Source organism: Nonomuraea sp. NPDC050540 (genome assembly GCF_044457485.1).
Classification (GTDB): Bacteria; Actinomycetota; Actinomycetes; order Streptosporangiales; family Streptosporangiaceae; genus Nonomuraea.
In genome coordinates this window covers 470,001-488,039 of sequence record NZ_JBITHA010000003.1, presented here as the reverse complement: position 1 = coordinate 488,039, position 18,039 = coordinate 470,001, and the positions used below count along the sequence as shown (strand labels likewise).

17 protein-coding genes and 1 riboswitch are annotated in these 18,039 nt (G+C 73.6%); all 17 genes read right to left on the bottom strand.

Annotation, left to right across the window (positions count from 1 at the left end; all coding sequences use genetic code 11):
• Window positions 1-9: 9 nt before the first annotated feature.
• On the bottom strand, window positions 10-747 hold the full coding sequence (locus tag ACIBI5_RS12590; protein ID WP_397246094.1) for a metallophosphoesterase: 738 nt from the start codon (window positions 745-747) through the stop codon (window positions 10-12).
• Window positions 748-816: 69 nt separating this feature from the next.
• Window positions 817-1,269: a PH domain-containing protein gene (locus ACIBI5_RS12585; protein ID WP_397246092.1), complete on the bottom strand. Its 453-nt coding sequence runs from the start codon at window positions 1,267-1,269 to the stop codon at window positions 817-819.
• Between the two features lie 121 nt (window positions 1,270-1,390).
• Window positions 1,391-1,861 (bottom strand): 6,7-dimethyl-8-ribityllumazine synthase, encoded by a 471-nt coding sequence (gene ribH / locus ACIBI5_RS12580; RefSeq protein ID WP_397246090.1) that lies wholly within the window; start codon window positions 1,859-1,861, stop codon window positions 1,391-1,393.
• The gene (locus ACIBI5_RS12575; RefSeq protein WP_397246088.1) at window positions 1,858-3,069 is read right to left on the bottom strand and encodes a bifunctional 3,4-dihydroxy-2-butanone-4-phosphate synthase/GTP cyclohydrolase II; all 1,212 of its coding nucleotides are present in this window, start codon (window positions 3,067-3,069) and stop codon (window positions 1,858-1,860) included. Before ACIBI5_RS12575 ends, ribH begins: the two co-directional genes overlap by 4 nt.
• Window positions 3,066-3,725: a nicotinamide riboside transporter PnuC gene (locus ACIBI5_RS12570; RefSeq protein WP_397246777.1), complete on the bottom strand. Its 660-nt coding sequence runs from the start codon at window positions 3,723-3,725 to the stop codon at window positions 3,066-3,068. Before ACIBI5_RS12570 ends, ACIBI5_RS12575 begins: the two co-directional genes overlap by 4 nt.
• Before the next feature lie 23 nt (window positions 3,726-3,748).
• Window positions 3,749-4,339: a riboflavin synthase gene (locus ACIBI5_RS12565; protein ID WP_397246086.1), complete on the bottom strand. Its 591-nt coding sequence runs from the start codon at window positions 4,337-4,339 to the stop codon at window positions 3,749-3,751.
• The gene (gene ribD / locus ACIBI5_RS12560; RefSeq protein ID WP_397246084.1) at window positions 4,339-5,595 is read right to left on the bottom strand and encodes a bifunctional diaminohydroxyphosphoribosylaminopyrimidine deaminase/5-amino-6-(5-phosphoribosylamino)uracil reductase RibD; all 1,257 of its coding nucleotides are present in this window, start codon (window positions 5,593-5,595) and stop codon (window positions 4,339-4,341) included. The genes ACIBI5_RS12565 and ribD overlap by 1 nt, the downstream gene beginning before the upstream one ends.
• A gap of 101 nt (window positions 5,596-5,696) precedes the next feature.
• Window positions 5,697-5,827: riboswitch (FMN riboswitch) on the bottom strand.
• A gap of 82 nt (window positions 5,828-5,909) precedes the next feature.
• The gene (locus ACIBI5_RS12555; RefSeq protein ID WP_397246082.1) at window positions 5,910-6,719 is read right to left on the bottom strand and encodes an oxygenase MpaB family protein; all 810 of its coding nucleotides are present in this window, start codon (window positions 6,717-6,719) and stop codon (window positions 5,910-5,912) included.
• 300 nt (window positions 6,720-7,019) lie between these two features.
• Window positions 7,020-7,691: a ribulose-phosphate 3-epimerase gene (gene rpe, locus ACIBI5_RS12550; RefSeq protein ID WP_397101476.1), complete on the bottom strand. Its 672-nt coding sequence runs from the start codon at window positions 7,689-7,691 to the stop codon at window positions 7,020-7,022.
• Window positions 7,692-7,771: 80 nt separating this feature from the next.
• Entirely contained in the window at window positions 7,772-8,743 is a 972-nt protein-coding gene (locus tag ACIBI5_RS12545; RefSeq protein ID WP_397246080.1) for a phosphatase PAP2 family protein, read from the bottom strand.
• 73 nt (window positions 8,744-8,816) lie between these two features.
• Window positions 8,817-10,256: an RsmB/NOP family class I SAM-dependent RNA methyltransferase gene (locus ACIBI5_RS12540; protein ID WP_397246078.1), complete on the bottom strand. Its 1,440-nt coding sequence runs from the start codon at window positions 10,254-10,256 to the stop codon at window positions 8,817-8,819.
• Window positions 10,253-11,182 carry a methionyl-tRNA formyltransferase gene (gene fmt, locus ACIBI5_RS12535; protein ID WP_397246076.1) on the bottom strand — a complete coding sequence of 310 codons (930 nt, stop codon included), beginning with the start codon at window positions 11,180-11,182 and terminating at the stop codon, window positions 10,253-10,255. Before fmt ends, ACIBI5_RS12540 begins: the two co-directional genes overlap by 4 nt.
• 2 nt (window positions 11,183-11,184) lie before the next feature.
• Window positions 11,185-11,733, bottom strand: a complete 549-nt coding sequence (gene def / locus ACIBI5_RS12530; protein ID WP_397246074.1) for a peptide deformylase — start codon at window positions 11,731-11,733, stop codon at window positions 11,185-11,187.
• Window positions 11,734-11,767: 34 nt separating this feature from the next.
• Window positions 11,768-13,099: a hypothetical protein gene (locus tag ACIBI5_RS12525; protein ID WP_397246072.1), complete on the bottom strand. Its 1,332-nt coding sequence runs from the start codon at window positions 13,097-13,099 to the stop codon at window positions 11,768-11,770.
• A 38-nt stretch (window positions 13,100-13,137) separates the two neighbouring features.
• Entirely contained in the window at window positions 13,138-14,727 is a 1,590-nt protein-coding gene (locus ACIBI5_RS12520) for a hypothetical protein (RefSeq protein ID WP_397246070.1), read from the bottom strand.
• 49 nt (window positions 14,728-14,776) lie between these two features.
• Window positions 14,777-16,855: a primosomal protein N' gene (locus ACIBI5_RS12515; RefSeq protein ID WP_397246068.1), complete on the bottom strand. Its 2,079-nt coding sequence runs from the start codon at window positions 16,853-16,855 to the stop codon at window positions 14,777-14,779.
• A 9-nt stretch (window positions 16,856-16,864) separates the two neighbouring features.
• Window positions 16,865-18,016 (bottom strand): globin domain-containing protein, encoded by a 1,152-nt coding sequence (locus tag ACIBI5_RS12510; protein WP_397246066.1) that lies wholly within the window; start codon window positions 18,014-18,016, stop codon window positions 16,865-16,867.
• Between the last annotated feature and the right edge of the window lie 23 nt (window positions 18,017-18,039).

Below are 18,039 nucleotides of genomic sequence, written 5' to 3'. Positions count from 1 at the left end.
CGCCGACATTCAGAGGATCGTTCGGTAGTGCGTCGTCACGCGGCCCTCGTCGAGCACGTGGAAGGCCAGGGACGGCGGCTGGTCGAGGTCCACCACGCCCTTGGGCAGCTCCCACGGGAGCCGGAGCGTCGAGACGACACCGGGCGCCACGAGCAGGGGCCGGCCCGCGAACGTGGTGGCCGCCGGGGTGTGGGCGTGCCCGGCCAGCAGGGCGGCGACGTGGGGGTGGCGCTCCAGGAGGTCGGCCAGGCGCCGCTCGCCGTACTGCCGGATGCCGTCGATGAACGGCACGTGCAGCAGCGCGGGAGGGTGGTGAAAGGCGACCAGCGCCGTCCGCTCCCCCGCCTCGGTCAGGATCTGGTCCAGCCACTGGAGCGTCTCGTCCTCCAGCAGCCCCTCGTCCTTGCCCGGCACCGAGGAGTCGCACGCCGCCACGACGAAGCCGGAGCCGTGGTGCGCCTGGTTGACCGGGCCCCGGCCGGCGTCGCCGCCCAGAAGGTGCGCGCGGAAGGCGGCGCGGTCGTCGTGGTTGCCGGGGCAGACCAGGACGGGGTGCCGGGAGTCCAGCAGCTCGCGGGCCCGCTCGTACTCCTCCGGCAGGCCGTGGTCGGCGATGTCACCGGTGACCAGGACGAGGCCGAGGTCGTGCGGGAGGTCGTTCAGGTAGTCCATGACGGCGCGGGTCCGGTCGGAACTGCGCGGATCGGCGTCGATGTGGACGTCGCTGAGATGCGCGATCACGTTCATGTCCGTGCAGCGTAGCCCCGGGGTGGTCGCCGGCAAAGGTCCACCTCACCCCCGAATTCCCAGGCCACTTCAGTCTTCGCCGGCCTCGCCCCGGGTGCGGATGAGGGCCCTGAGCTCGGCCGTGGCCTGCTTGGCGCGAGCCTTCTCCGAGCCCTGGATGCCCATGGCGCCGACGGTGCGGCCGTCGGAGAAGTCGATCTTAGGCCAGGGGTCGCCGACCAGCAGCGTGACGTCCAGGACCTCGGGCCAGGTGTAGCGGTGGGTGCGCAGGGCGTTGACGAGGGTGATGCCCTCGTCGTCGGCCTCCACGCGGACGCGGCCCAGCAGATGCAGGATGTACGCCACCGCGCAGCCGAACAGCACGATGGCGATCCGGTCGGCCAGCTGGAACGGCTCGGCGATGAACAGGGCCATCAGCACGGCGCCGATGAGGATGACCACGGCGAAGCCGTACGGGACGATTCTGCCGCGGCGCGGACGGAAGGTCACGGGCAGCGGCGGCGGGCTGACGGGCTCGGGCACGCAGGAAACTTACCGCACGTCGGGGTCGGTCCGGCGAGCGGACGGCCGCCGCCACCTGCCACAGCCCGTGGCAGGCCGCCCGCGACCGCGCCGCCCGCTTCGTGCGCCGGCGCCCCGGCGATCAGACGGTCAGCCCGCGGAGCAGCAACGCCGTCTCCAGCGCCGCCATGGCCGACTCGTAACCCTTGTCCTCCTTGGCGCCGGGCCCTCCCGATCGGTCCTCGGCCTGCTTGAGGTTCTCGCAGGTCAGGACGCCGTTGCCGACCGGGGTCTCCTCGTCGAGCGAGATCCTGGTCAGTCCCGCCGTCACCGAGTCGCAGACGTACTCGAAATGGGCGGTCTCACCCCGGATCACCGCTCCCAGCGCCACCACCGCGTCGCAGCGCCTGGCCAGCGCCTGCGCCACCACGGGGATCTCCAGCGAGCCGGCCACCCTCACCACGGTGGCCAGGGCGCCGCTGTCGTCGCAGGCCTGTACGGCCCTGGCCACCAGCCGGTCGGTGATCCCCGCGTGCCAGCTCGCCGCGACGATCCCGACCTTGAGTCCGGATGCGTCCACCACGGACGCCCCGGGCCGTCCTTCGCCGCTCATGAGGTCTCCTCCACGAAGTGGCCGAGGCGTTCCCGCTTGGCCGTCAGGTAGCGCTCGTTGTGGGGGTTCACGGCCACCGGCATCGCCTCGCGGCCCAGCACCTTGATGCCGTAGCCGTCCATGCCCTTGAGCTTGGCCGGGTTGTTGGTCAGCAGCCGGATCGACTTGACCCCCAGATCGGCCAGCATCTGGCCGGCGTTGGAGAACTCGCGGGCGTCCACCGGCAGCCCCAGCTCCAGGTTGGCGTCGACCGTGTCGCTGCCGTTGTCCTGCAGGCTGTAGGCCTTGAGCTTGGCCAGCAGGCCGATGCCGCGCCCCTCGTGCCCGCGCAGGTACACGACGACGCCCCTGCCCTCCTCGGCGATGGCGGCCATGGCGTGGTCGAGCTGGACGCCGCAGTCGCAGCGCAGCGAGCCGAAGACGTCGCCGGTCAGGCATTCGGAGTGGGCGCGGACCAGCACGTTCTCGCCGTCGCCGAGCTCGCCGAGCACCAGCGCGAGGTGCTCGCCGCCGTCCAGCGAGCTGGAGTAGCCGTAGGCGCGCCACATGCCGTGGCGGTTGGGCAGGCGGGTTTCGGCGACCCGGGTGACCATGCTCTCGGTGCGCCGCCGGTGCTCGACGAGCTGCTCGATGGAGATGAGGGCGAGGTCGTGCTCGTCGGCGAAGGCGCGCAGCTCGGGCAGCCTGGCCATGGTGCCGTCGTCGTTGACGATCTCGGCCAGGACGCCCGCGGGTGACAGCCCGGCCAGGCGGGCCAGGTCGACGGCGGCCTCGGTGTGGCCCCTGCGCATCAGGACGCCGCCGTCGTGGTAGCGCAGCGGGAAGATGTGGCCGGGCCGTACCAGCTCATTGGGTTCCGTGGCGGAGTCGGCGAGCGCGCGGATGGTCTTGGCGCGGTCGGCGGCCGAGATGCCGGTGGTGACGCCGTCGCGCGCGTCGACGCTGATGGTGTACGCGGTCCGCATGCGCTCGCGGTTCTGGAACACCATGAGCGGCAGGCCGAGCCGGTCGAGCTCCTTGCCCTCCATGGGCACGCAGATGACGCCGCTGGTGTGGCGGATGGTGAAGGTCAGGAGCTCGGGGGTGGCCTTCGCGGCGGCGAAGATGATGTCGCCCTCGTTCTCGCGGTTCTCGTCGTCGACGACGATGACGGGCCTGCCGTCGCGGATGTCGTTGATGGCCCGTTCGACTTGGTCCAGCATGGTCATGTCGCCACCGCCATGGGCTTGAGCTCGGTGGTTCGTGTGCGGTACTCGCGCAGCCACTTCACGAAGCCGATGAGGACGAGGATGAAGAAGAGGCCGTAGACGGCGCCGGAGACGTAGAGCTGGGAACGGAACAGCAGCGGCACGCCGACCAGGTCGACGGCCATCCACACGATCCAGAAGTCGACCAGCGCCCGCCCCTGCGCCCAGGTGGCGACGGCCCCGCCGACGAAGATGTAGGCGTCGGCGGCCACGAGGAAGAAGGCCTCCGGCGCGGGCGCGTGCACGCCCCAGGACAGCGGCAGCTCGAACAGCACCCACGCCCCGTAGAACACCGTGCCGACCAAGGCGGTGCCGAGCAGCATCGCGGTGACCAGACCGACGCGCTCTCCCATCCGGGCCGGGCGCACCTCGAGGGCCTGACCGTCCTGGGTGCCCTGGCGCCACTTCCACCAGCCGTAGACCGCCAGCGCGCCGAACAGGACCTGCTTCAGGGCGTTTCCGGTGACGTGCGCGCTGACCGAGGCGATGAACAGCAGCACCGCCCCGACGAACTGCACCGGCCACGTCCAGATGGACTTGCGCATGGCGAACAGCACGGTCGCCACCGCGAACACGTTGCCGAGCAGATCGGTCCACTTGACCGGCAACCCGAACACATTGATTGAGGCATCTGCCCAGCTCACCGCAGTGCCACCAGCCTTTCCACATACTTGGCGATCACGTCGACCTCCAGGTTCACCAGCTCCCCGGCCTCGCGCCCGCCCAGGTTGGTCAGGCGCAACGTGGTCGGGATGAGGCTCACCCCGAAGCTGTCGTCGTCAACCGTCGTGACCGTGAGACTGATTCCGTCGATCGCGATCGAGCCCTTCTCCGCCACGTACCGGGCGAGCTGGGCGGGCAGGCTGAAGCGCAGGTTGTCCCACGCCTCGCCGGGCTCCCTCGACAGCAGGACGGCGGTGCCGTCCACGTGGCCCTGCACGATGTGACCGCCGAGCCGCTGGTCGGCGCGGACCGCGCGCTCCAGGTTGACCGCCGAACCCTCCTTGAGCCCGCCGAGCGAGGTGCGTTCCAGCGACTCCTTCATCACGTCGACGGTGAACACCCCGTCCGCCGACTCCACGACGGTCAGGCAGACGCCGTTGACGGCGATGGAGTCGCCGTGGCGGGCGTCGGAGGTGACGACCGGGCCGCGTACCGACAGCACGGCCGAGTCCCCGCGCGTTTCGAGGGCGACGACCTCGCCCATTTCCTCGATGATTCCGGTGAACATCACTTCTCCTTAGGGGAGCCCGGCCGCGCGGTGAGCCGCAGGTCCGGGCCGATCATGGAAACCTCTTCGAAGACGAAGGAGTGGATGCCGGCGATCGTGGACACGCCCGCCTGCCCCAGCGCCGCCCGCCCCGAGCCGAGCAGCGCGGGCGCGACGTAGGCCACGACCCGGTCGACCAGGCCCTGCCTGACGAAGGAGCCCGCGAGCGTCGGCCCGCCCTCCAGAAAGACGCTGACCACGCCGCGCCGGCGCAGCTCCGCGAGCAGCGCGTGCAGATCCAGCCCGTCCGGCCGGTACGGCAGCCGCACGAGTTCGGCCGTCAGCCCGGTGCGCGTGGTGTCGGCGACGGCCACGAGGGTCGGCGCCGCCCCGTCGAGCACCCGCGCCCCGGCGGGCGTACGGGCTCCGGAGTCGACCACCACCCGCAACGGCGGCCGCGCCCGCCGCCGAGCCTCGGCGAGCTGCTCACGCATCACCCCGCCCAGCCCGCCGTCGCGCCGGTCCCGCCCGCCGTCCCGCCCGTCCTGCGGCCCGCCGTCCGGCCCGTCCGCCGGCCTGTCGTCCGGTACGGCTTCCGCCGGCCGGGCGGTCAGGAGCGGGTCGTCGGCCAGGACGGTGCCGATGCCGGCGACGATCGCGTCGGAGGTGGCCCGCAGCCGGTGGACGTCCTGCCTGGCCTGGGGCGAGGTGATCCACTTGCTGGTGCCGTCCGCGGCGGCCGAACGCCCGTCCAGGGTGGCGGCGAACTTCCACGTGACATGCGGCCTGCCCAGCCGCACCGAGGTCAGCCACGCGGCGTTGACCCGCTCGGCCTCCTCGCCCAGCAGGCCGTGCGCGACCTCGACGCCGTGGGCGCGCAGCCGCTCGCCGCCGCCGGCCGCGAGCGGGTTGGGGTCGGGGACGGCGTAGACGACCCGGGCGAGGCCGGCGGCCAGGAGCGCCTCGGTGCACGGGCCGGTGCTTCCGGTGTGGTCGCAGGGTTCGAGGGTGACGTACGCGGTGCCGCCACGGGCCCGCTCACCGGCCGCGCGCAGGGCCACGACCTCGGCGTGGGGGCCGCCGGCGTAGGCGTGGAAGCCCTCGCCCGCGACCTCGCCGTGGGCGTCGAGGATGACGCAGCCTACGACGGGGTTGGGGCTGGTCGTGCCCAGGCCGAACGCGGCCAGTTCGACGGCCCGCGCCATGTAGCCGGCATCCCGCTCGTCCGCGGTGCGCCGTTCATCGGAAAGGGGGTCATCCCGGAAGGGTTCGTCCACCCCCGGACCTCCTACTCGCCAGTAGCTCCAAGCCACGGCGAACCCCGGGGGTGCGTGGTGCGCGTACGCCACCACAACGGCGCCCGGCCACGGCCGGACGCCTGCGCGCTTCCTCCCATCCGGACTTTAACCGTCGGTCCCGGAATTTCACCGAGTCAACCGGCCGATGGCATCGGCCGGGTCGCGGACTGTAACCGCCGGTTCGGAATTTCACCGACCCCGGAGCACGCTAGCTCTTCTTTCGCCTATCAGTCTGCCATGCCCGAATCGGCATCTGCGACCGCCCCCATATTCTCAACCAAGCGCTCGCTTGGTCAAGCGGCCATGAGCTTCCGTGCACGGCGGGCGTCGGGGGCGTAGCGCATCTGGGCGGGCACCAGGCCGAGTCCCGCGTGCAACGCCCGCAGGGTGGCGGTGGCCCACAGGTCGCCGACGGGGGTGGCGGGCAGGCCGTACAGGCGGCGCGCCCAGCGGGGCAGGGTCGCGAACGCCAGCAGCGTCAGGGCGGGAAGCACGGGCTTGAGCGGCGCCAGCCGCAGGGGCAGCGGCGCGGTCAGCGACTGCCGCAGCGGGTGCGCCGCCTCGGGCACCAGGCGCAGGCCCGGCCGCTTGGACTCGATGTAGTCGCGCAGCTCGGCGACACTGCCCGGGGCGTCACCGGGGTTCAGGCCGACGACCTCCGCGGCCCGCCGCCATTCCAGCACGAACCGATCGGCGTCCCCGGCCGACAGCCGCACCCCCGCCCGCCGCGCCACCGACAGGTAGGAGTCCACCTCGCCGACGTGCACCCACATCAGGGCGCCGGGCTCGTCCAGCCGGAAGCGCTCACCGGTGTCGGGGTCGTCGGCGCGGAGCGTGGAGTGGATCTTCCGTACCCGCCTGCCCGCCCGCTCGACCTCGGGCAGCGTGCCGTACGTCCGGACCCGGACGAACTCGGTGGTCCGCATGAACCGCGACCAGGCCTCGTCGGGGTGCATGAGCGCGGAGTTCTGCAGGACACCGCGCATCGCCCTCGGGTGCAACCCCTGCATCAGCAGCGCCCGGAACCCGCCCACCAGCAGGATGGGCTCCCCCATCACCCGCCACGTCACCGATTCCGGCCCGAACAGCCCATGGTCCGTCATAAGTAAACAGTTACCCATAACCCCCAACCAGACAAACGTTCCAGAACGCCCCCGAGCCAAGGAACGCCCACCCGTTCCCGGCGCTCGGAGACACCCGCGATCCGGATGCCCGGCACCGGAGGCTTCTGGGCGCGCGACAAGCCCAGGGCACCCAGCGCGGAGAACGGCCCTCCGGCCCCCGTGCCGGAAGGCCGGAGGCTTCTGGGCGCACACAGGGCCAGGGCCGCGGCGCGACGAACTCCCGAGAGAGAGCGGGGCACCGCAAGGGCGGGTGTCGTCCTGGGGCGTGCCTCTGGAGGGTTAGATCGCGCCGCCTGGGCGGGGGACGCTCTCGGCCAGGGCGCGCAGGTGGTCGATGGCGGCGCGTGGGTCGGTGGCTCCGTAGACGGCGCTGCCCGCCACGAACACGTCCGCGCCCGCCTCGGCGCAACGTTCGATCGTGTCGGCCGCCACCCCTCCGTCCACCTGGATCCAGATCTGGCCCCCGTGCCGGGACACCAGCTCACGGGCGCGGCGGATCTTGGGGAGCACCACGTCGAGGAAGCGCTGTCCGCCGAAGCCGGGTTCGACCGTCATCAGCAACAGCATGTCGATCTCGCCCAGCAGGTCCTCGTACTGGGTGACGTCGGTCGCGGGGTTGAGGGCGAAACCGGCCCGCGCCCCCAGAGCCCTGATCTGGCGCAGCGTCCGTACCGGCGCCTTGGCCGCCTCCGCGTGGATGGTCACGCTGCCCGCCCCGGCCTCGGCGTAGGCGGGCGCCCAGCGGTCCGGGTCCTCGATCATGAGGTGGCAGTCGATCGGCGTGGACGTGGCCTTGAGCAGCGCTTCGACGACGGGCAGCCCGAGGGTGAGGTTGGGCACGAAGTGGTTGTCCATGACGTCCACGTGGAGCCAGTCGGCGTTGGGCACCGCGGCGGCCTCGTCGGCGAGCCGGGCGAAGTCGGCGGACAGGATGCTGGGCGAGATCTGCACGCTCCGATTCTAGGGAAGCCCCGGACCCGCGACGGGCACCGGCCATGATGCGGGAAGGCCCGGCGGCGCCAGGAAGCCCTTTACGGCACCTTGCGTTCGGCTCCGCTCATCAGGCCCAGCCGGATGAAGGTCAGCGGCGCCCCGAGCTGCACCCACAACGTCAGCAGCGCATAGCGGAGATATCTCAGCACATCATGCTCCGGCAGCAGTTCCCGCAGCCCGAACCACAGCGCCCCCACCACCACCGACCCGAGCGCCCACCGCGCTGCCTTCCGGCCCAGCGTCCCGCGCACCGAGAACCACCCGAGCCGGTACATCACCGACGCCCCCGCCAGCATCCCCAGCACCGACCCGCACATCGCCACCAGCGTGTCGAGCGCGGCGGGGTCGACGTCCCCGGCCAGCCGCCACGCCGCCGGCAGCGACCACCCGGCATGGGGCACGTCGGCCAGCGCGGCCGCCCCCAGCGGGAGTACCGAGACCAGCGCCGACGCGGCCAGCTGCCGGCCCAGCGTCAGCCCCCGCCACCACCGTACGGCGGGCGGCTCCAGCTTCACCACCAGCACCAGTACGGCCACGCCCAGCAGCACCCCCGCCACCACGTCGGAGATGAAGTGCACCCCCAGGTAGACCCGGGACAGCCCGATGAGCGCGACCGCCGCCACCGCGCCCCACCACGCCCACGGCCGGCGCACGGCCGCGGCCAGGGCGCCCCACGTGGCCGTGGCGATCTGCGCGTGACCGGACGGCAGCCCGAACGTCCCCTCCAGCGACAGCGGCCTGACGCGGGCGTCCACCCAGTAGGGACGCGGCGCGTGGAACAGCAGTTTGAGCACCGCGTTGCCGGCCGCCGCGCCCAGCACGACCACGCCCATCCGCAGGCCGAGGCGGGGGCTGACGCACCAGTACAGGACGGGCAGCAGGAACAGGAAGGTCTGCTCGCTGCCGAACAGCGACACCGCCTCCATCACCGGTTCCAGCCAGCCGGGCAGCCCCTGGAGCGCGATGATCGGCCCGAGCTCGGCCCCGCGCAGGCCGTCGAGGATGTCCACGTGGCCGATGGGACCACACCGGCCCAGGGCAAGGACAGGCTTAGAAGGCGAATTGTGACCTAACGCTTGCTTGTTACCGCTTGCGGAGCAGGGCCAGGAACATGGCGTCCATGCCGTGCCGGTGCGGCCAGAACTGCGCGTGCGGGCCGTCGCCCAGGTCGGGCACCTCGGTCAGGTACGAGCGCGCGTCCAGCTGCTCGACGTCCTCGCGGCCCCGCAGGACGTCGGAGACCACGATCCCGGTCTCGGCCAGGTGGGGCGAGCAGGTGACGTAGGCGACGACGCCGCCGGGCCGTACCGCGTCGAGGGCGGTGCCCAGAAGACCGCGCTGCAGCGCGCCGAGGCCGGGCACGCCCGCGGGGTCGCGCCGCCACCGCGCCTCGGGACGGCGGCGCAGCGCGCCCAGGCCGGTGCAGGGCGCGTCGAGCATGATCCGGTCGAAGACGCCGGACCGCCAGGCCGGCTCGGTGCCGTCGGCGGTGATCACCGAGGCCTCACGGGTGGTCTGCCAGACCAGGCGGGCACGGTGGTACTGGACGTCGGCGGCCAGCAGGTGCTTGCCGCCGGGGAAGCCCTCGTCGGGGTCGCCGTAGGCGGCGATGGCGTCGAGCAGGCCCGCCTTGCCGCCGGGGCCCGCGCACATGTCGAGCCAGAACTCGTCGCGACCCTCCACCGGCACCCTGGCCAGGGCGAGGGCGACGAGCTGACTGGCCTCGTCCTGCACGGCGGCGCGATACTCGGCCACCGCCCGCACCTGGCCCGGGTCGCCCTCGGGCAGGTACGCGGCATAGGGCGAGTAGCGGCCGGCCTCGGCGCCGGAGTCCTGCAGCTCGGCCACCGAGCTACGGCCGGGACGGGCCACGAGCGTGACCAGCGGGCGTACGTTGTCGGCCGCCAGCAGATCGGCCGTCTCCGCGTCGTCGCCGCCGAGCGCGTCGCGGAAGGCGGACACGATCCAGCGCGGATGGCTGTGGGCGATCGACATGTGACCGACCGGGTCCTCGGGGGCCACGATCGGGATCCAGTCGTCGAGGGGCCTGGCGGCCACCTTGCGCAGGACGGCGTTGGCGAACTTGGAGGCGCCGACGCCGACGCGCAGCCGTACCAGATCGACGGTCGTGCCCACCGCGGCGTGCGGCGGGACGCGCATCTTGAGCAGCTGGTGGGCGCCGAGCCGCAGCGCGTCGCGCACGTCGGGGTCGGGCGCGCGGTCGGTGCAGTACTCGATGATCGCGTCGTAGGTGCCGAGCCCGCGCAGCGTCCCGTAGGCCAGTTCGGTGGCGAGCGCCGCGTCACGCCCGCCCAGCCGCCGCTCGCGCAGCAGGCGCGGCATCAGCAGGTTGGCGTAGGCGTCCCGCTCGTCGACGGCGCGTAGCACGTCGAAGGCCGCGTTGCGCGGCTCGTCCCGCACCGGCCCCTTCCCGGTACGGCTCCCGCCGCCCCTGCCCCGGCCGTAGCCGCCGTCACCACGACCGCGGCCCCGTGCGCCGCCGTCTCCCCGTGAAGCCGTCACGCGAACTTGTCCCCTTCGCCCAGGCGCGAGCCGCGGGCCCACTCGGCCGCGCTCATCGCCCGTTTGCCCTGCGCCTGCACCTCGGTCAGCTCGACCGGATGGGTGGCGGTGCCGACCAGCACCTCATGCTTGGTGGCCGCGATCACGCCGGGCTCCAGCCGGGCGGCGTCGGGCCGCGGCCGGACCGGGCCGAGCTTGACCCGCTGACCGCGGAACTCACTCCACGCGCCGGGGTTGGGTGTGCAGGCGCGCACGAGCCGGTCGACCCGCATCGCGGGCGCCTGCCAGTCGGCCCTGGCGTCGTCCACGTTGATCTTCGGTGCGTAGCTGATGCCGTCGGCGGGCTGAGGCCGGGGCTCCAGGGTGCCGTCCTCGATTCCGTCGAGGGTGGCGGCCAGCAGCCCGGCGCCGGAGATCGACAGGCGCTCCAGCAGCGCGCCGCTGGTGTCGCCGGCGCGGATCTCCTCGGTGACGACACCGTAGACGGGTCCGGCGTCGAGCTCCTTGACGATCTGGAAGGTGGCAGCGCCGGTGATCTCGTCGCCGTGGAGCACCGAGTGCTGCACGGGGGCGGCGCCGCGCCAGGCGGGCAGCAGCGAGAAGTGCAGGTTGATCCAGCCCCGGCGGGGCACGTCGAGCGCGGACTGCGGCAGCAGCGCCCCGTAGGCGACGACCGGGCAGCAGTCGGGCTCCAGCGCGCGCAGCCGGTCGAGGAACCCTGGGTCGCCGGCCTTGGCCGGGCGCAGCACCTCGATGCCGGCCTCCTCGGCCAGCTCGGCGACCGGCGACGGGTGCACCTTGCGGCCGCGGCCGGTCTGGGCGTCGGGACGGGTGACCACGGCCACGACGTCGTGGCGTGGCGAGTCGATGAGGGCGCGCAGCGAGGGCAGGGCCGTCTCGGGCGTGCCGGCGAAGACCAGGCGCATGGTCAGAGAGCCTTCCCGCCGGTGGCGTGCGGGGAGATCTTGACCGCCGGCGGGGTCAGACCGCTCCACTCGGCCTCTCGGATGGCCTTCATCGCGAGCTTGCGCTGCGCGGAGTCCATCCGGTCGATGAACAGGACGCCGTCGAGGTGGTCGGTCTCGTGCTGGAAGCAGCGGGCCATCAGGTCGGTGCCTTCGAGGGTGACCGGCTCGCCGTGCATGTCGAGTCCCTTGGCGACGGCGCGGATGGCGCGGGGCGTCGGGAAGGACAGGCCGGGGAAGGACAGGCAGCCTTCCTCGCCCTCCTCGTCGAGGTCGGCCGACAGGTCGAGGTCGGGGTTGATCAGGTGGCCGAGCTGGTCGTCGACGTAGTAGGTGAAGACCCGCAGGCCGACGCCGATCTGCGGGGCTGCCAGGCCGGCGCCCGGCGCGTCCATCATCGTGTCGGTCAGGTCTTTGACCAGTTTGCGCAGCTCCTTGTCGAAGTCGACGACCGGGGCCGCCGGGGTGCGCAGCACCGGGTCTCCGAACAGCCGGATCGACTGGATCGCCAAGAGGCCAACTCCGTTCCGCGAAGGCAGGGTGGGATCAGCCCAGTTTAGTGGTCTGGAGAGACCTGGCTTTCATCGCTGCTTTGCGCGCCGCCTTGGCGACGGCCGCGTCACTGTGGGTGGAGGCCAGGAGTTCGAGGACGGCCACGGTGTCGGGGTGGCTGGAACCGGCCATCTCCCCCACGCTCCTGACCAGGTCCTCGCCCGACTCCAGCGCGCCGAACTCGCCGACGGACTCCGGACTGCCGGAGATGTGGAGCAGGGCGGCCACGGAGTCGACGGCGATCCAGGTGTGGTCGTCGGAGCTGAGCGGCGGCGCGTCGAGGTCGCGGATGTGCAGCCAGGAGGCGGCGTAGCGCCACAGGGTGGGGTCGGCGAGCGAGTCGCGTACCGGCGACTGGGCCTCGGGGCCGAGCTCTTCGAGTATGGCGCCCACGGCGCCGCGGTGGCCGGCGCCGCCGGCCGTGGCGACGGCCAGGAGGTCGCGGGCGGCCTGCTCGGGCGGGCGGCGTTCCAGCCAGGTCGTCACCGCGCTCTGCGTGACCGCGCCACTGACCAGGGACTCCACCAGCGCTTCCGCGTCGAGCCCGGCGAAGACCTCGACCTCGGCCAGCGTGGGCGCCTCGTGGCCCTCGCGCAGCAGGTCGTGGCGGACGGCCCACACGCCGAGCGGGGTCAGCGCGATCCGGCCGGTGCCGGTCTGCTGCACCAGGCCGCAGTAGGTGAGCAGGGACAGCGCCTCCAGCAGTTCGCCCGGCAGGCTGCCGCTGAGCTCGCGCAGCTCGGCCTGGCTCGGCTCGCAGGCCACCTCGTGCGACTGCAGCAGGCCCTTGGCGAGGTTGGCGATGGCGACGCCGGAGCGCACGGAGTAGATGGTGGCGAGGGTCTCGGCCAGGTGGCCGTCGATGACGCGCGAGCCGGTCAGGCGGGAGGACTCGGCCTGGTCGAGTACGTCCATGACGACGCCGTCCCAGAACTCCAGCGTGCCCTCGACGGGCAGGAGCAGGGGCAGCGCGCCGCGCGAGGCGGTGCCGCGCACGATCTGGAGCAGGCGGGTGTTGACCGCCACGATCCAGGCCAGCTGCAGCCGGGCCCGGGAGACGCCGAGCTCCTTGGCCGCGGCGCCGGCGTCGGTCTCGGACAGCAGTCCCTCATCGGTGACCGGGCGCTCGCCGGTCCAGGAGGTGAGCTTGATGGCGTCGGCGACGAGCGGCACCCCGGGCACCGCGGCGGCCAGCTCCGCGTCGGCGGCCAGCGCGACAGGCGGGAACGTCAACGCCTCCCTGACCTGGGGCGCGGGCGTCTCCACGGGAGCGGGCTCCTCGATCAGCTTGCGGAGCTCGGCGAGGTCGAAGACGTTGTTTGCCACCCACGAAACTTACTGCACACGAGTCACAGGGATGTACTTCATCGGATGGCTCGTGAGCGCGCTTTGAACGCCGCCTTGCGCGCCGCCTTGGCCTCTCCGCTGCCCGGCAGCGACTGCCCGAGCAGTTCGAGCACCTCGACCACGTCGGGGTGGTCGACCCGCCACATCTCCTCGATGAGGTGGGCGGGCGGGCCGGAGGCGGCCATGTTCTCGGCGAAGATCTCGGGGTCCTCCCGGGCCGCGGGCATCGCCAGCGCGAGCATGTCCACGCTGACCCACAGGAGCTCGTCCTGGGTGAGCGGCGGCGCGGGCATGCCCCTGGAGGTCAGCCAGTGGATGGCGTGCGGGCGCAGTTCCTCGTCGTCGAGCACCGCGCGCAGCGCCGGTTCGGCGGCGGCGCCGAGGTGGTCGACGATGGTGACCGCGATGCCGCGGGCGACGGCCGGGGCGCCGGTGGCGGCGGCCAGCAGCTCGGTGGCGGCCTGCTCGGGCGTGCGCCCGGCCAGCCAGCGTTCGATGTCGTGCTCGGCCGCCTCGGTCGGCATGCCGTCGAGCAGTCCCTCGATGAGGCCGACCGCGTCGGCGACGGCGAGGTCGGGCGCCTCGGGCGCCTCGCGGCCGTGGGCGAGGTAGAGCTCGCGCAGCCCCCATACGGCCAGCGGGCTCAGCCCGGCGCCGTCATGCCGGCGCTCGACCAGCCCGCACCAGGCCAGCCGGTCGAGCACCGCCTCCACGTCCACGTCCGCGTCGGCCAGCTCGACCACGTGGTCGGCGATTACCTCGTCCGGCACCCGCGTCTGCATGCGGTAGAGGCGGTCGAGCAGGTCGTAGAGGGCGTCGTCGAGCTCGGGCAGGCCGGTGACCGCGCCGGCGGTGTCGTGTTCGACCAGGTAGGCGACGGTGCTCGCCCAGCCGCCGAGACCCGTGTGCCCGGCCAGCGCCCACAGCAGCCTCGGCTCGGGCACCGGCGCGGCGGCGGCGTCCTTGGCGCGCAGCGCGCCCTTGGCCGTGGGGGTGCTGCCCCGGTCGCCCAGCCAGGCCAGCAGCCGGTCGCGGTCGGCCAGCAGGGCCACGCCGCCGAGCGCGTCCGCCAGCTCCCGCGCGGGGGCCAGCCGTACGGCGGGCAGCGGCGTGCACGCCGGGCAGTCGCAGGGCGCCTCCTCGATCTCGGGAAGCTCACTCCCGGGCGCGTCGGCGGAGGGGATCGCGATGTCCTGCTCGAGCGATTCCGGTCCGATCGAGCTGAACAGGCTCTTGGCCATGCCGAAATTGGCCGGGTCGGCCAGGGCGGCGGGCATCTCCTCGGCGATCTCGCTCAGCCGCGCGCGCATGGCCCGCGCCCGGTCGGCGCCGGCGGCGCCGGAGGACTCCAGGTAGTCGACGAGCGTGCCGGCCGCGGCGATCGACTCGGGGGCGCTCTCCGGCGGCGCGATCACCTTGCGCGGGTAGATGGACAGCAGCAGGTCGTCGAAGGTCGAGGGAGCGAAGTCCGCCAGCTCGTTCACGCCCAGATAGTCGCTGGCGTAGTCGCAGAGCAGCCGCACCTCGTCGGCGTCCACCTCGACGCCCCGCGCCCGCCCCCATGCGCGCAGGTCGTCGATGGCTCGGTTCACCCATTCGATCGACACAGGGAGACGCTAACGGCTGGCCAACAGATGAGCGAATCGGGGAAAGCGGCTAAATCAGGTCGAGAGGGTCGACACTCACCCGGACGACATCAGCCGCCTTACGCGCCGCACGCACCCCGGTGGCCCCTTTGAGCGCGGCGGCCAGCACGCCGCCGGAGGCTCTCGGGACCCGGATCATGGCGCGTTCCCGCTCGTCGTCGACCTGGACCGGGCCGAGGACCTGGGCTTCCTCCGGCAGGCGGACCTCGTCGAGCATCTGGCGGACGGCGGCGGCCGTACCGGTGAGCGTGGCCATCCGTACCGCCGGCGGGAAGCCGAGCTCGGCGCGGTCGGCGAGCTCGCGCTCGGCGTGGGTGACGGGGTCCCACCGCAGCAGCGCCTGTACGGCCGGCAGCGCCATGTCCGCCAGCACCACCAGCTCGGCGCCGGGCCGCAGCAGGGCGGCGGCGTTCATCCAGCGGCGCACGCCCTCCTCGGCCGCCCGCAGGTCCGCCCGGCCCAGCAGGGCCCAGCCGTCCAGGAGCACGGCCGCCGTGTACCCGCCGCCGGCCACCGGCTCCGCGCCCGGCGTGGCCACCACCAGCGCCTTGCCGGGGCCGACGCGCGCCAGGACCCCGTCCCTGCCGGACGTCTTGACCGGCACGGACGGGAAGGCCCGCCCCAGCTCCTCGGCGGTGCGGCGGGCGCCGACGACGACCGCGCGCACGTGCGCGCCGCCGCAGTGCTCGCAGCGCCAGGCGGCGTCCACCCGGCCGCACCAGCGGCAGTAGGGCGCGCTGTGCCCGCTGCGCAGCGCCAGCGGCCCATGGCAGGCGGCCTTCCCCGGTACGCCGTCGTCGATCCTGTTGCCCTGGTCGGGGGCGGTGCGGGTGGGCGGCAGGGCGCAGCGGGCCGGGCGGCGGCACTGACGGCAGGCGATCGAGGGCAGGTAGCCGCGCCTCGGAACCTGGACCAGCACCGGGCCGGACTCCAGCCCCTCGCGCAACGCCCGCCAGGCGACGCTGGGCAGGCGGGCGGCGCGTGCGGCCTGGTCCTTGGCCAGCTCGGCGTCCTCGCCCGCCGGGCGCACCCTGGGGGCCTTGGCGCGCACGGTCTCACGGGCGGCCACGATCGGCCTGGCCCAGCCGGTGGCGATGAGCTGGGTGGCCTCGGCGGTGCGGGCGTAGCCGCCGATGAGCATGGCCGCGCCGCCGCGGTGGGCGCGCAGGGCGAGCACTTCGCGGGCGTGCGGGTAGGGCGCCAGCCGTTCGGCGTGGAGGTCGTCGCCGTCGTCCCAGAGGGCGACGAACCCCAGGTCGGCGACCGGCGCGAACATGGCCGCACGGGTGCCGACCACCGCGCGCGCCTGCCCGCGCAGCACCCTGAGCCAGCGCCGGTAGCGCTCGGCCGGCCCCAGGCCCGCGGTGAGCGCCACGTGCGCGCCGTCGCCGAGCAGCCGCTCGAGCACCTCGTCGGCGAGCGCCACGTCCTTGCCGTCCGGCACGACGACCAGCGCGCCCCGGCCGCCGGCCAGCGTGGCGCGCACCGCCTCGCCGATCGCCTCGGCCCACCCTCCGGCCCCGGGCAGCGCCGACCACACGGCTCTGGGCGCCCGCCCGTGCTCCAGCGCGTCCAGGAACGACGGCCCCATCGGGTAGTCGGCCCAGGCCTGGCCGTCTCCGGGCTCCGGCGGGCCGCCGGCGGCGGCCGCCTGCCGGGGCTCCGCCTCGACCTTGGCGTGACGCGGGGGTACGGCCAGCCGCAGCACGTCGGCCAGCGTCCCGGCGTAGCGGTCGGCCACGGCCCTGGCCAGCGCGGCCACCTCGGCCGTGAGGACCGGCTCCGCCGACACCACCCGCTCGATCGCGGCCAGCTTCCCCCGGTGCTCGCTCTCCTCGGTCCGCTCCAGCAGGAACCCGTCCACGAGCTTGCCCGCGAACCGCACCCGGACCCGCACCCCCGGCCGCGCGCCGTCGTGCAGGGCGGCGGGCACGAGGTAGTCGAAGGGCCTGTCGAGGTGCGGCAGCGGGTTGTCGACCGCCACCTTGGCCACGGGCGCCTCGGGGGCGGGAACGACCGAGCCCTTGGCCTTCTGCGCGGCCGGGCGTACCGCATCCAGCGGCAGCAGGGCGTGGTCGGTCTCGGTCACGCACTACGTCTACCAGACCGTGGCCTCAGGTAAGGCCGGTCGGTCACTGGCCAGGTCGTGGTGGATGCGGGCGCGGGGCACGCCGTCGCGCAGCAGCCTGCGTACGGTGGCCTCGACCATGGCCGGCGGCCCGCAGACGTAGGCCTCGTGGTCGGTCCAGGCGCGGAAGCGCTCCAGCGCGTCGGGCAGCATGCCGCTCAGCGTTTCCCCGGAGGCGAGCCCCCTGGCGGGGCCGCCGTGGGAGACGACGGGCACCAGCCGCAGCCGGGGGTGGCGGGCGGCCAGGACGAGCAGGTCGGGCAGGTCGTAGAGGTCCTGGGCGCTCCTGGCGCCGAACAGCAGGTGGATGCCGGGCCGCCGGCCCGAGGCGAGGATCTGCTCGATGATCGCCTTCAGCGGCGCGAGGCCGGTCCCGCCCGCGGCGAACAGCAGTTCCCGATCCCCCTCCGGCGCGGCCATGGTGCCCATCGCGGGCCCGACGGTCAGCTCCTCTCCCGGCCTGGTGTCCTTGACCAGGGCGGTGGAGACGTGCCCGCCGGGCACCGCCCGTACGTGCAGCCGGATGAGGCCGTCGGGCGCGGGCGCGTTGGCGACGGAGTAGGTGCGCCAGATCCGGGGGTGGCGCGAGGTCAGGACGCTCACGTACTGCCCGGCGCGGTACGGCACGCGCCCCGCCGGCCGGAGCGTGAGCACGGCGACGGACTCGCCCCTGCGCTCGTGCGCGACCACCTCGGCCCGCGTCCAGGCGGGCCCGTCGGTCTCGGCGGCGGCGCCGATCATGTGGTTGGCCGCCATGGTGTAGGCGCTGACCCAGGCGGACTCGGTGGCGCTGTCCCATGAGTGTCCGCTGTAGCGGCGCACGGCCGCGATCAGGGCCCGGCCGACGGCGGTGTAGTGCTCGGGGGCCACGCCGTACTTGCGGTGGTCGCGCCCGAGCTGTCCCAGGTACTCCCGCAGGTCCCGCGGCCGGTCGAGGAGGGCGACGATCTGGCCGAGCGACACGAACAGCCGTTCCCTGCGCACGTCCATGACCGGCGGGAACATCGCCCGCAGCGCGGGGTCCTCCGCGAACAGCCGCCCGTAGAAGTACGCGGCCGCCCGCTCGGCGTGCGGTTCCACGCGGGCGAGGCTGGCCCGCACCAGGGCGGGGTCGATCGGCATCGGCTTCCCCTCGTCGCTGTGGT